Raw genomic sequence first — 13,577 nt, 5'->3', positions numbered from 1 at the left:
TCACAGGCGGGGGTCGACCGGCTCCGACTCCAGGGCCAGCACCCCGAACACCGCCTCGTGCACCCGCCACAGCGGCTCGCCGTCCGCGAGGCGGTCCAGGGCCTCCAGGCCGAGGGCGTACTCGCGGATCGCCAGGGACCGCTTGTGGTTCAGGAACCGGTGCCGCAGCCGGGCGAGGTTGTCGGGGCGGGTGTACTCGGGACCGTAGATGATCCGCAGGTACTCGCGGCCCCGGCACTTGATGCCGGGCTGGACCAGGCGGCCCTTGTCTCCCCCACTCTCGGCTTCGCTCGAGCGGGGGGACCCCCACCTCACCAGCGCGCCGACCGGCTTGACGACCATGCCCTCGCCGCCGCGGCCGGTCATCTCCAGCCACCAGTCGACGCCCGCCGCCACCGACTCGGGGTCGCCGGTGTCGACGTACAGCCGCCGGGTGGTCTGGAGCAGGCCGCTGCCGTCGTGCTCGACGAGGCGGTCGATGAGGGCGAGCTGCTCGTCGTGCGGCAGTGCGGCCAGGCTGCGGCCCTGGGCGGCGAGGATCTGGAACGGGGCCAGGCGGACGCCGTCCAGGCCGTCGGTGGTCCAGCAGTAGCGGCGGTAGGCGTCCGTGAACGCGGCGGCGTCGGCGGACCGTTCGCGCTGCCGGTCGAGCAGGTCACCGACGTCGACACCGCGTGCCGCGGCGCCCTCCAGCGCGGCCAGTGCGCCCGGGAACACCGCGCCGGAGGCGGCGCCCACGGCGGCGTACTGGGAGCGCAGCAGCCCGGAGGCCTTGAGCGACCACGGCATCAGCTCGGCGTCCAGCAGCAGCCAGTCGGTGGCCAGTTCGTCCCAGAGGCCGGCCTCGCCGATCGCGGTGCGCAGCCGGTCGAGGATCTGCTCGGTGAGCGAGGCGTCGTCGAGGAAGGGGCGGCCGGTACGGGTGTAGAGGGAACCGGTGGGGCCGTCGACTCCGAAGCGGGTGCGGGCCGCGTCCGCGTCGCGGCAGACCAGGACCACCGCCCGCGAGCCCATGTGCTTCTCCTCGCACACGACCCGCGCCACGCCGTCGGCCGCGTACTGGGCGAAGGCCTCCTTCGGGTGCTCCAGGTAGCCGTCCACGTTCGAGGTGGCGGTCGGTGCCATGGTCGGCGGGAGGTACGGCAGCAGCCGGGGGTCGGTGGCGAAGCGGCTCATGACCTCCAGGGCCGCCGCCCCGTTCTCCTCGCGCACGGTGATCCGCCCGGCGTGCCGGGTCTCCACGACCCGGCGGCCCTGGACGTCCGCCAGGTCCAGCGGGCGGCCGTCGTGACCACCGGGGGCCTCGGTGCGCAGCGGCTTGGCCGGCTCGTACCAGACCCGCTCGGCGGGTACGTCGACCAGCTCGCGCTCCGGCCAGCGCAGCGCGGTGAGCCTGCCGCCGAAGACGGCGCCGGTGTCCAGGCAGATGGTGTTGTTGAGCCAGGTGGCCTCGGGGACCGGGGTGTGGCCGTAGACGACGGCCGCGCGGCCCCGGTAGTCCTCGGCCCACGGGTAGCGCACGGGCAGGCCGAACTCGTCGGTCTCGCCGGTGGTGTCGCCGTACAGCGCGTGGCTGCGGACCCGGCCGGAGGTGCGGCCGTGGTACTGCTCGGGCAGTCCGGCGTGGCAGACCACCAGCCGGCCACCGTCGAGGACGTAGTGGCTGACCAGGCCGTCGATGAACTCCCGTACCTCGGCGCGGAACTCCTTGCTCTCGCCCTCCATCTGCTCGACGGTCTCGGCGAGTCCGTGGGTGTGCTGGACCTTGCGGCCCTTCAGGAAGCGGCCGTACTTGTTCTCGTGGTTGCCGGGCACGCACAGGGCGTTGCCCGACTTCACCATGGACATCACGCGGCGCAGTACGCCGGGGCTGTCCGGGCCGCGGTCGACCAGGTCGCCGACGAAGACGGCGGTGCGGCCCTCGGGGTGGACGCCGTCGGCGTAGCCCAGCTTGCCGAGCAGGGCGTCCAGTTCGGCGGCGCAGCCGTGGATGTCGCCGACGATGTCGAAGGGGCCGGTGAGGTGGGTGAGGTCGTTGAACCTCTTCTCGGTGACGACGGTGGCGTGCTCGGCCTCGGCCTCGCCGCGCAGGACGTGCACCTTGCGGAAGCCCTCGCGCTCCAGGTGGCGCAGGGAGCGGCGGAGCTCGCGGGTGTGGCGCTGGATGACCCGGCGGGGCATGTCGGCGCGGTCGCTGCGGGTGGCGTTGCGCTCGGCGCAGACCTGCTCGGGCACGTCCAGCACGATGGCGATGGGCAGCACGTCGTGCTTCCGGGCCAGCTCGATCAGCTGACGCCGGGCGTCCTGCTGCACGTTGGTCGCGTCGACGACGGTGCGGCGGCCGGCGGCGAGCCGCTTGCCCGCGATGTAGTGCAGGACGTCGAAGGCGTCGCGGCTGGCGCTCTGGTCGTTCTCGTCGTCGGCGACCAGGCCCCGGCAGAAGTCGGAGGAGATGACCTCGGTGGGCTTGAAGTGGCGGCGCGCGAAGGTCGACTTGCCGGAGCCGGAGGCGCCGATCAGTACGACGAGGGAGAGGTCGGTGACGGGCAGGGCGCGGGCCCGCACGGTGGTGTCGGTGGTGCCGGTGGTGGTCATGCGGCCTTCGCCTCCTTGTCCTTCTCGATCGTGGTCAGGGTGAACACTGCCATCTGGGTGGGCGGGCCCACCTCGGGGTCGTCGGGGCCGACCGGGCGGAACTCCACGCCGTAGCCGTGCCGTTCGCCGACCGTCTCCGCCCAGGCGCGGAACTCCTCGCGGGTCCACTCGAAGCGGTGGTCGCGGTGGCGGACGTGGCCGGCCGGGAGGGTCTCCCAGCGCACGTTGTACTCGACGTTCGGGGTGGTGACCACGACGGTGCGGGGGCGTGCCGAGCCGAAGACCGCGTACTCCAGGGCGGGCAGCCTCGGCAGGTCGAGGTGCTCGATCACCTCGCTGAGCACGGCGGCGTCGTAACCCTTCAGGCGCTTGTCGGTGTAGGCGAGGGACCCCTGGAAGAGGTGCACGCGCGCGGCCTGCCGCTCGCCCATGCGGTCCAGCTTGAGCCGCCGGGAGGCGATGGTGAGCGCGCGCACCGACACGTCCACGCCGACGATCTCGGTGAACCGCGGCTCCTTCAGCAGTTCGCGCACCAGGTGCCCCTCGCCGCAGCCGAGGTCGAGGACGCGGGCGGCGGCGTGGTCGCGCAGCGCGGTGAGGATCGCCTCGCGGCGGTGCACGGCGAGCGGGGTCGGCTTCTCCTCCCGCTCGGTCTCGGCCTCGACCGCGTTGTCGATCTCCTCGACCTCGCTGTCGTCGGTCTCGGCCAGCCGGATCAGCTCCAGCCGGTCCATCGCCTCGCGGGTCAGGGACCAGCGGCGGGACAGGTAGCGGCTGGTGATCAGCTTCTGCTCGGGGTGGCCGGGCAGCCAGCCCGCACCGGCCCGCAGCAGCTTGTCGACCTCGTCCGGGGCGACCCAGTAGTGCTTGGCGTCGTCGAGCACCGGGAGCAGGACGTACAGGTGGCGCAGCGCCTCGGAGAGGGTCAGGGTCTGCGACTCCAGCACGAGGCGGACGTAGCGCGAGTCGCCCCACTCGGGGAACTCGGTGTCCAGCGCGACGGCCTCGACGGTGACCGCCCAGCCGAGCGGCTCGAAGAGGCGCCGTACGAGGTCGGGGCCGCCGCGGGCGGGCAGTGCCGGGAGTTCGACGCGCAGCGGCAGCGGCTGCGCCGCGCGCTCGGGGCGGGCCTTGCACACCCCGCGCAGCGCGCTGGAGAAGACGTTGCTCAGCGCGACGGCGAGGAGTGAGGAGGCCGCGTACGGGCGGTCGTTGACGTACTGCGCGAGTGCCGCGTCGGGGGCGCCGCCGCGGCCCTTGCCCTTGCCGCGCCTGACCAGCGTCACCGCGTCGACCTCCAGCAGCAGCGCCGCCGTGCAGCGCTGCTCCTCCGCCTCCGGGTAGAGCACGTGGGCCGTGCCGAAGGAGGTGGAGAACGCCTGCGCGTTGTCGGGATGCTTGTGCAGCAGGAAACCGAGGTCGGTCGCGGGGTGCTCGGGGGTACCGGTGGTGGTGATGGTCAGGAACATGGGCCTCTCCGGCCGGGTCGACGGTGAAACGGAGGACTGCGTGGGTGCCGTGCGCACGAGAGCCCCCAGGGAGTGTTCCCGGGGGCTCCGGCAGGACGACGGTCACACCATCGCACAGTGCCGGTGACCGGCGCCTTCGGTTATTCGGCCGTACGACGCGTGGTCTCAGGACAGCTGCGACTGGACCTGCGAGGAGATCAGCTCGAGGTGGTCCAGGTCGTCGAGGTCGAGGATCTGGAGGTAGATCCGCTGGGCGCCTGCCTCGGCGTAGCGGCCGATCTTCTCGACGACCTCGGCCGGGGAGCCCGCGAGGCCGTTGGCCTTCAGCTCCTCGACCTCGCGGCCGATCACGGCGGCGCGGCGGGCGACCTCGGCGTCGTCCTTGCCCACGCAGGCGACGAGGGCGTTGGAGTAGGTGAGCGCGTCCGCCCCGCGGCCGGCGGCCTCGGCGGCGGCCCGTACCCGGCCGAACTGGCGCTCGGTGTCCTCGATCGAGGCGAAGGGCATGTTGAACTCGTCGGCGTACTGGCCGGCCAGCCGCGGTGTGCGGGTGGCGCCGTGGCCGCCGATGAGTACGGGCACCTTGGCCTGCGCGGGCTTGGGCAGCGCGGGCGACTCGGTGAGGTCGTAGAACGTGCCGTGGAAGTCGAAGGTCTTGCCGGTCTCGGTGGCCCACAGACCGGTGACGATCGCCAGCTGCTCCTCCAGGCGGGCGAGCTTCTCCTTCGGGAAGGGGATGCCGTACGCCTTGTGCTCCTCCTCGAACCAGCCCGCTCCCAGGCCCAGTTCGATGCGGCCGCCCGACATCTGGTCGACCTGTGCGACCTGGATGGCGAGGACGCCGGGCAGCCGGAAGGTGCCGGCGGTCATGAGGGTGCCCAGGCGGATGCGCTTGGTCTCCCGGGCGAGACCCGCGAGGGTGATCCAGGCGTCGGTGGGGCCGGGGAGGCCGTCGACGGAGCCCATGCGGAGGTAGTGGTCGCTGCGGAAGAAGGCGTCGAAGGCGAGATCCTCGGTGGCCTTGGCCACGGCGAGCAGGGTGTCGTAGGTGGCCCCCTGCTGGGGCTCGGTGAAGATACGGAGATCCATGTCTCCCATCCTGCCTGCTCGGCGCGGGTGTGCGGCACAGGCTCCCGCCGCGGGGCGCGAAGTGGCCGTGGTGTGTGTGGGGGCGGTCGGCGGGGCGCACCGTCCGGGGCCGGGCTAGCCCGCCTCCCGCTCGGGTAACTCCGCGTCGCGGTCCGCCAGTTTGCGCAGCATCTCCAGGACGCGGTCCCGTGACTCGTCCGCCGCGTCGATGGCCTCCATGCACTGCCAGTACGTGGCCTCGTCGTCCGCGGCGCAGGCGACGCCCACGAGCGCGATGCCGGTCTCGCCGAGCAGGGTGCCCAGGCGCATCAGGGCCTGCCGGGCGTCGCCCAGTTCGGTGAGCTGGGCGGCGCGCAGTTCGCCCGGGGCCAGGTCCGGAGTGTGCAGGACGCCGCAGCCTCGGCCGGCCAGCTCGGTCAACCCGATGGCCTCGCCGCGCAGTTCGGGTGGTCCGTGGACCGCCAGTCGGCTGCCGATCGCCTGTGCCAGGGCCTGCACCTGCCACACCTCCGTCAGGACGTCCGGCACCTCGCCGCCGGCGGCCAGGGCACGCCCACTCGTCACGATGAGCCGCACAGCGTCCATGCGCTGCCCCCGTCTGTTTGCGACGCACCCGCGGCGCGTCCGCCCGAACTCCGTTGTTCACTACCCAGAGTGAAGGCGTGTGGGGCGAAAAGCCAGAGGAAGGTTGAAATCTTCGGACAACAAATTGATATCTGGCCGGAATTTGACTGCGGAGAGTGATAGTGGAGTTTTCGGCTCCTCGGTGCTCAGTCTCCCGGTTCGCCCGGCACGGGGAACCGGGACTCGTTGCGCTCGATCTTCGCCTCCAGCGCCGCCAGCGGGTCGACGTCGAGCACCTCGCAGAACTGGAGCAGATACGCCAGGACGTCGGCGACCTCGTCCCGTACCCGGTGGGCGGTGTCCGGGTCGGTCATGACGCGGGCCGACTGCTCGGGAGTCGACCACTGGAAGATCTCGAGGAGTTCGGAGGCCTCCACGCTGAGCGCGGCGGCCAGGTTCTTGGGGGTGTGGTACGGCTGCCAGTGCCGCGCGGCGGCGAACTCGGCGAGCCTGCGCCGCAGAGTGGCGAGGTCCTGGGGATGATCGGTCACGGGTTCAGGTGTACCACCGTGACACCGTCCGCCCCGGCCGTCCACGAGGCGTCGGCGACCGCTCCGACGAAGCGGATGTGCCCGCGGTCGCACATCCGCCCCGCCAGCCGCAGCAGTTCGGCGCGCTGCCGCACGTCGAGCCCGCGGTCGAAGCCGTCGGCGAGCACGGTGAGCGTCTGGAGCGCCGCGGGCACCTCGCCGGCCGGGTCGACCTCCAGCACCCCGGGGCCGGTGAACAGCACCAGCGCGAGGGCCAGGTAGCGCAGCTCGCCGTAGCCGAGGCGGGCGAGGCCCGTGCGCATGCCGTCGCCCCGGTCGAGGAGCGCGCGGACGACGCCTCCGACGACCGGTTCGGCCAGGACGTCCTCGACGGGACCCGCGCATCCGGTGCGTACCGCCGCGACGAACTGCGCGTGCCGCCGGCCGCACTCGGCGCGGGTGCGCCACAGCACGTCGGCGAAGTTGTCGCAGCCGCCGAGCAGACGCCCCGAGCCGGTGGGTACGGGCTCCCGCATCCGGCCGGGCCGCGGATCGCAGGCGAAGACGGAGCGCAGGGCGACCACCATCTGCTCGGCGGCGGCCAGCACCCTGCGCTGCCCGTCCGTCTTGCCGGCCACCCGCAGCGGGAGCAGCGGGGTGCCGAGCCGGTCGTCCGGCAGCGGGGCGCGGGTCACGGGCGCCGAACCTGCCGTGTGCCAGGCCGCCTGCACGGCTCGGCGGCCGGGGTCGCGCAGGGCCGTCTCCAGCAGGACGACGCCGTCCGCCGTCAGCCGCTCCCCCACGATGCGCAGTTCGGGCTCGGCCTGCACGGCGACGTCCAGGTGCACCGGCCCCTCGGCCCCGTCGGCCGTACAGCCGATGCGGAAGCCCCGGCGGTGCTGGGCGTCGGGCCGGGCCCGTTCCGGCACGCACGCGACCGGGTCGGGGAACACCGCGCCGAGTGCCGCGCCGCCGCCGAGCCGGGCCAGGGCGTCGTACGCCCTGAGCGCACTGGTCTTGCCGCAGCCGCTGGGGCCGGCGAGCACGGTGAGCGGCCCCAGCCGCAGCACCGCGCGCCGGTGCCCGGCGAAGGCGGACAGCCGCAGCTCCGTGACGCAGGGACGGTCCGGGAGCGACGTGCCGGACGCCGGTGACGCAGGTGACGCAGGTGACGCTGCCATATGCGGACCGTAGGACTCCGCGGAACGGCGAACCGTTTTGCCCGGTCGGCTTTCCTACGATCGGGGGACCGGTCCGTCAGGGCCGGGAGGGGCCGTCACACTCCGGGCACCCCCGCCGCGTCCTCCATCAGACCGTTCACCTCGGTGCCCGCCGGGGTGAGCAGGAAGACGTTGCGGTCCACCCGGTGCATCCCGCTGGCCAGGCCGAAGACCACGCCCGTACTGAAGTCCAGGACGCGCTTGGCGACGTCGCCCTCGGCGCTGGTCAGGTCCAGGAGGACCGGAATGCCCCCCATCAGGGTCTCGGCGACCTCGCGGGCGTCCGCGAACACGTTGACCCGCAGGACGACGAACCGGCGGCGCCGCTCCGTCTCCGCCTCGGGCATCGCCCGGTGACCGACCGCCGACGGCCAGGCGTCGCGCCCGCGCAACGGAACGACCTGGGCGAGCCCTTCCCACTGTTCATCGGTGACGTCGTGGCTGTTCACCGGCTCCCCCGATCTCACTCGCCTTCATTGCCTGCACCGGCCAATTCTTACGCCAAGTCACCCGTTCGGCCCAACAGCGACACGGTTGGCGACGCTCCGTGTCCGGTGATTGTCCCGGCGGCGAGCGGGGTACTCAGCGACGGCCGTTGCGCCCGCGAGGGCGCCGTTGTCGCGCCGACACACGAAGGAGAGCCCATGGGTGCGCTGGATCTGCCCGAGCCCGTCACGCGCGAAGGGGCGCCGCAGCCGGTCGACACCGCCTCGCTCCAGGCCGCGCTGCGCGAGCGGGTGGACGGTGAGGTCAGGTTCGACGCCGGGAGCCGGGCCGCGTACTCCACGGACGCGTCGAACTTCCGGCAGACGCCCATCGGCGTGGTCCTCCCGCGCACCCCGGAGGCCGGTGCGGAGGCGGTGGCCGTGGCACGGGAGTTCGGCGCACCCGTGCTGTCGCGGGGCGGTGGGACGAGCCTGGCCGGGCAGTGCACCAACGCCGGTGTGGTCCTCGACTGGTCGAAGTACTGCACCCTGGTGGAGTCGGTGGACGCGGACGCCCGTACGTGTGTCGTGCAGCCCGGGATCGTGCTCGACGACCTGAACCGGCGGCTCGCGCCGTACGGTCTGCGCTACGGACCCGAGCCCGCCACGCACGCCAACTGCACCCTCGGCGGCATGATCGGCAACAACTCCTGCGGCGCCACCGCGCAGGCGCACGGCAAGGTGGTCGACAACATCGCCCGCCTGGAGGTCCTGCTCTACGACGGCACCCGCTTCTGGTGCGGGGAGACCGGCGACGAGGAGTACGCCGAGATCGAGCGGCAGGGCGATCTGCGGGCGACCGTGTACCGGCGGCTGCGCGCGCTGCGCGACACCTACGGGGACGAGGTCCGCCGCCGGTTCCCGGACATTCCGCGCCGGGTCTCCGGCTACAACCTGGACTCGCTGCTTCCGGAGTACGGCTTCGACGTGGCCGGGCTGCTGGTGGGCAGCGAGTCGACGCTGGTCACCGTCCTGCGGGCGGAGCTGGAGCTGGTGCCGGTGGTGAAGGAACGGACCCTGGTGGTGCTGGGGTTCGACACCATCGACAAGGCCGCCGACGCGGTGCCCGACATCCTGCCGCACGAGCCGATCGCGCTGGAGGGCGTCGACGCCCGCCTGGTCCGCGACGAGCGGATCAAGCACCTGAACCCGAAGGCGCTGGCCGAGATGCCCGAGGGCAACGCCTACCTGATGGTGCAGTTCGGCGGTGACACCGTCGAGGAGGCGGACACCCGGGCGCATCGGATGCTCGAGGCGGTGCACCGCTCCGAACACGACTCCGACTGCGCGTTCATGGACGACCCGGCGCACGAACGGGACCTGTGGCAGGTCCGCGAGGCCGGGCTCGGTGCCACCGCGCACATCCCCGGCAAGCCGGACACCTTCGAGGGCTGGGAGGACTCGGCGGTCTCGCCCGAGAAGCTGGGCGACTACCTGCGTCGACTGCGCGCGCTCTTCGAGGAGTTCGGCTACCTCAGCGACACCGGGCCCAGCCTGTACGGCCACTTCGGGCAGGGCTGTGTGCACACCCGGATCCCGTTCGGCCTGTACACCGCGGACGGGGTGGCGACGTACCGCGGGTTCATGGAACGGGCGGCGGATCTCGTGGTCGAGTTCGGCGGCTCGCTCTCCGGCGAGCACGGGGACGGGCAGAGCCGGGGTGAGCTGCTGTCGCGGATGTTCGGGGACCGGCTGGTCGAGGCGTTCGGGCGGCTGAAGACCGTCTTCGACCCGCTGGACCGGATGAACCCGGGCAAGGTCGTCGCGCCGTACGGGCTGGACGACAACCTGCGCCTCGGCGGTGACTGGGCCCCGTTCGAACCTCGCGACCTGCATTTCCGCTTCCCGCACGACGGGGGCTCGTTCTCCAAGGCGGCCAACCGGTGCGTCGGCGTGGGCAAGTGCCGCCAGCACACCAGCGACGGCACGGTGATGTGTCCGTCGTACCAGGTGACGCGGGAGGAGGAGCACTCGACGCGGGGCCGGGCCCGGCTGCTGTTCGAGATGCTCGACGGGCACGGCGACGGGGCGATCGAGGACGGCTGGCGCTCGGAGGCGGTCAAGGACGCCCTCGATCTGTGCCTGGCCTGCAAGGGGTGCAAGAAGGACTGTCCGGCGGACGTGGACATGGCCACGTACAAGGCGGAGTTCCTGTCCCACCATTACGAGGGGCGGCCGTGGCGCCGGCCGCGCTCCGACTGGTCGATGGGCTGGCTGCCCGCGCTCGCCCGGGTCGTGGGCCGCACCCGGCTCGCGCCGGTCGTCAACGCGCTCACGCACACCCCGCCGCTGTCGAAGGCGGCGGTGCTGGTGGCGGGGGTGGCGGACCGGGAGGTGCCGCTGTTCGCGGAGCGCACCCTCGAGCAGTGGTTCGCGGACCACGTACCGGAGGGCGACGGACGGCGCGGGTCGGTGCTGCTGTGGCCGGACACCTTCACCAACCACTTCCACCCGCACGTCGGGCGGGCGGCGGTACGGGTGCTGGAGCACGCCGGCTGGCGGGTGGAGCTGCCGGACGAACCGCTGTGCTGCGGACTGACCTGGATCTCGACCGGGCAGCTCGGCACGGCGGAGAAGGTCCTCACCCGCACCGTGCGCGCCCTGGCCGCCCATGTGCGGGCGGGCGGCCTGGTCGTGGCGCTGGAACCGAGCTGCACGGCGGTGTTCCGGGCGGACGCGGCGGAGCTGTTCCCCGGTGACCAGGACGTGCGCCGGCTGGCCGAGCAGACGGTGACGCTGTCGGAGCTGCTCACCGAGCACTCCCCCGGCTACGAGCCGCCGCAGGTGCCCGAGCGGTCCGCGCGGGCGCTGGCCCAGGTGCACTGCCACCAGCACGCGGTGCTCGGCTGGGACACCGACCAGGAGCTGTTGCGCCGGGCCGGGGTGGACGCCGAGCGGCTGGACTCCGGCTGCTGCGGGCTGGCGGGCAACTTCGGCTTCGAGCGCGGTCACCTGGACGTCAGCGAGGCGTGTGCGGAGCGGGTGCTGCTGCCGCGGCTGCGGGCGGAGGACGAGGCGACCGTCGTGCTCGCCGACGGGTTCAGCTGCCGTACCCAGATCCACGAGTTCGACAGCGGCGGCCACGAGGGCGTGCACCTGGCGGAGTTGCTGGCCTCGGCACTGCCCGGCGCGGCCGGCGGCACCGGGGTGCCGGGCAGCGCGTACGGCACCGCGCCGGGCGTCCGGCCGGGCACTCCCGGGCGCGGCGCGCGGGCTCTGGCCCTCGCGGGCACGACTGTGGCCGCCATCGGCGCGGCGGCGGCGCTGGCGCGTTGCCTGCGTCGCCGCTAACCCGGTGGCCGAGGGCCGAGGACCGGTGGCCGGTGGCCGGTGGCCGGTGGCCGAGGGCCGATGGCCGATGGCCGAGGGCCGATGGCCGAGGGCCGATGGCCGAGGGCCGAGGGCCAGTGGCCAAGGACCGGTGGCCGAGGGCCAGTGGCCAAGGACCGGTGGCCGAGGGCCGGTGGCCGATGGCCGAGGGCCGGTGGCGGTGCCTCAGGTCCGGGCCGAGCTGTCCTGGCGGCTGGCCAGGGCCCAGATCACGAACACGTCGATCGCCATCATGATCACCGACCAGACGGGCGAGTACGGCAGGAACAGGAACTGGGCGATCAGGCTCAGCGAGGCGAGGACGATGCCCGCCATGCGCGCCCAGGTCATGTCCTTGAGCAGGCCGAACCCGGTGACGAACACGAGGGCGCCGAGGACGACGTGGACGATCCCCCAGCCGGTGAGGCTCATCTCGTAGACGTAGGTGCCGATACGTGCGTACACGTCGTCCTCGGCGATGGCCGCGATGCCCTGGAGGACGGCGAGGGCGCCGTTCAGCAGCAGCAGTACGCCGGCGAAGACGACACCGCCGGTCACCCAGCCGCTGGTGCGGTCGCCGCCCGAGCGCTGGGCCCAGGAGGCGTCGCCGCCGTGGGACGGCCGGCCGGGAGAGGGTTCGGCGTGCTGGCTCATGAGCGGAATCCTTTCTGTGTCCCCCGTACGGGGCATTCGCCCACCGGCGCCGACGGCACCGACAGGTCGCTTTGAGCCTGCGGGCGACCGCGCGCCCCGGCCACGCGGGCCCGCCGGACGGGTGAACCGCGCCCTGGGCGTGCGCATGCGGCCCCTCGCGCCCTCGCGTTGACTGGACCGGACCCGCGACCGCGCGCGCGACGGACCGCGGGAGGGAGTGGCGTGGACGAAGGAGAGCGTGTGACGAGTCGGCCGCCGCCCCGGCGCGGACCGCGCGGGCGAGTGCGGTGACCGCGCCGGCGAACGCCGTCCCGGCCCGTGCCGAGCAGTCCCTGCGGCAGACGCTGCTCAGCCCCGGCTACCGGCGGCTGTTGCTGCTGTGTGTGCTCCTCGGCGTGCCCATCGCGCTGGCCTGCTTCTTCTTCGTCGGCCTCCAGCACGAGTTGCAGCACTGGGTGTGGACGTCGCTGCCCGAGGCGGCCGGCTACGACACGCCGCCGTGGTGGTGGCCGCTGCCCGCGCTGGTGCTGGCGGGGCTGATCCTGGCGCCGATCGTGACCCGGATGCCGGGCGGCGGCGGTCATCTGCCGGTGAACGGCCTGGGCGGCGCACCCGTCGGCCCCCGCGCACTGCCCGGCGCGGTCCTCGCCGCGCTGGCCACGCTGCCGCTCGGCGTGGTGCTGGGCCCCGAGGCGCCGCTGATGGCCGTCGGCAGCGGCCTCGCCCTGCTGGCGGTGCGGCGGGCGGGCGCGGGCGCGGACCAGCGGGCGAGCGCGATCCTCGCCACGGCCGGGTCCACCGCCGCGATCTCCACGATCCTCGGCGGTCCGGTGGCCGCGGCGGTCCTGCTCATCGAGGGGGCGGGGCTGGCCGGCACCCAGCTGGTCGCCCTGCTGCTGCCCTGTCTGCTGGCCAGCGCGACGGGCGCCCTGGTCTTCACCGGCTTCGGGCAGTGGACGGGGTTGGACATCGGTGCGCTGTCCCTGCCCGAGCTGCCGCCCGAGGCCAACCCGGACGTGGGCGACTTCCTGTGGGGCCTTCCCACGGCGGCACTGATCGCCGTACTGATCACGCTGGCCCGCGAACTGGGCCGGCGCACGGTCACCTGGACGCGGCACCGCACGGCGCTGCGCACCGTCGTCTGCGCCACCGCGGTCGGCGTCTGTGTCGCCGCGTACGCGCTGATCACCGGCCGTTCCCCGGCCGAGGCGGCGCTGTCCGGCCAGGCCACCCTCGCCCAGCTCGCCGCCCACCCGCACGTCTGGTCCGTGGGGGCGCTGGTCGCGCTGGTCGCGTGCAAGGGGCTGGCCTGGGGCATCGCGCTGGGCAGCCTGCGCGGCGGCCCGATCTTCCCGGCCGTGCTGCTGGGCGCGGCGACGGCCCTGGCCTGCTCGGGGCTGCCCGGCTTCGGCACGACCCCGGCCCTCGCCCTCGGCATCTCCGCCGCGGCGGCCGCGGTGACGGGGCTGCCGCTGGCCAGCGCCGTACTGGCGGTGCTGCTGATGGGCCGGGACGCCCACGACCAGATGCCGCTGATCGTCATGGCGTCGGTCGTCGCCTTCATCGTCGCCCAGTTGGTGCGCAGGGCCGACCCGGAGGCGGGCCGGGCGTCGACGGAGGGGGCGGCGCGGTGACGGAGCGTCGGCCCGCCGGATCCCGTAC

Annotated in this window: 10 protein-coding genes; 2 read left to right on the top strand and 8 right to left on the bottom strand. The window is 73.4% G+C overall.

Going from position 1 to position 13,577, the window contains the following annotated elements; genetic code table 11:
• The 7 genes from ACGH7X_RS29460 to ACGH7X_RS29430 all read right to left on the bottom strand — a co-directional run bounded on the left by ACGH7X_RS29460 (position 1) and on the right by ACGH7X_RS29430 (position 7,916).
• Positions 1-2,595 (bottom strand): polynucleotide kinase-phosphatase, encoded by a 2,595-nt coding sequence (locus ACGH7X_RS29460; RefSeq protein ID WP_399890401.1) that lies wholly within the window; start codon positions 2,593-2,595, stop codon positions 1-3.
• Positions 2,592-4,064, bottom strand: a complete 1,473-nt coding sequence (locus tag ACGH7X_RS29455; protein ID WP_399890398.1) for a 3' terminal RNA ribose 2'-O-methyltransferase Hen1 — start codon at positions 4,062-4,064, stop codon at positions 2,592-2,594. Before ACGH7X_RS29455 ends, ACGH7X_RS29460 begins: the two co-directional genes overlap by 4 nt.
• A gap of 165 nt (positions 4,065-4,229) precedes the next feature.
• Positions 4,230-5,153: an LLM class F420-dependent oxidoreductase gene (locus tag ACGH7X_RS29450; protein WP_399890395.1), complete on the bottom strand. Its 924-nt coding sequence runs from the start codon at positions 5,151-5,153 to the stop codon at positions 4,230-4,232.
• A gap of 114 nt (positions 5,154-5,267) precedes the next feature.
• Positions 5,268-5,738: a DUF6099 family protein gene (locus tag ACGH7X_RS29445; RefSeq protein WP_399890391.1), complete on the bottom strand. Its 471-nt coding sequence runs from the start codon at positions 5,736-5,738 to the stop codon at positions 5,268-5,270.
• Between the two features lie 185 nt (positions 5,739-5,923).
• The gene (locus ACGH7X_RS29440; protein ID WP_399890389.1) at positions 5,924-6,268 is read right to left on the bottom strand and encodes a nucleotide pyrophosphohydrolase; all 345 of its coding nucleotides are present in this window, start codon (positions 6,266-6,268) and stop codon (positions 5,924-5,926) included.
• A complete protein-coding gene (locus ACGH7X_RS29435) occupies positions 6,265-7,428 on the bottom strand; it encodes an ATP-binding protein (protein ID WP_399890386.1) in 1,164 nt (387 codons plus the stop codon). The genes ACGH7X_RS29440 and ACGH7X_RS29435 overlap by 4 nt, the downstream gene beginning before the upstream one ends.
• Before the next feature lie 95 nt (positions 7,429-7,523).
• Positions 7,524-7,916 (bottom strand): cell division protein SepF, encoded by a 393-nt coding sequence (locus ACGH7X_RS29430; RefSeq protein WP_399890383.1) that lies wholly within the window; start codon positions 7,914-7,916, stop codon positions 7,524-7,526.
• A 195-nt stretch (positions 7,917-8,111) separates the two neighbouring features.
• Between ACGH7X_RS29430 and ACGH7X_RS29425 the strand changes: the two genes are divergently transcribed.
• Positions 8,112-11,243, top strand: a complete 3,132-nt coding sequence (locus ACGH7X_RS29425) for an FAD-binding and (Fe-S)-binding domain-containing protein (RefSeq protein ID WP_399890380.1) — start codon at positions 8,112-8,114, stop codon at positions 11,241-11,243.
• A gap of 204 nt (positions 11,244-11,447) precedes the next feature.
• Here the strand turns inward: ACGH7X_RS29425 and ACGH7X_RS29420 are convergent, their stop codons facing one another.
• Positions 11,448-11,915, bottom strand: a complete 468-nt coding sequence (locus ACGH7X_RS29420) for a hypothetical protein (protein WP_399890376.1) — start codon at positions 11,913-11,915, stop codon at positions 11,448-11,450.
• Positions 11,916-12,202: 287 nt separating this feature from the next.
• On the opposite strand from ACGH7X_RS29420, the gene ACGH7X_RS29415 reads away from it, so the two are divergent.
• Entirely contained in the window at positions 12,203-13,549 is a 1,347-nt protein-coding gene (locus ACGH7X_RS29415) for a chloride channel protein (RefSeq protein ID WP_399890374.1), read from the top strand.
• The last annotated feature ends 28 nt before the right edge of the window (positions 13,550-13,577 follow it).

This window comes from Streptomyces sp. BBFR51 (genome assembly GCF_044591655.1).
Taxonomy (GTDB): Bacteria; Actinomycetota; Actinomycetes; order Streptomycetales; family Streptomycetaceae; genus Streptomyces.
This window is presented reverse-complemented; position numbering and strand designations above follow the sequence as displayed.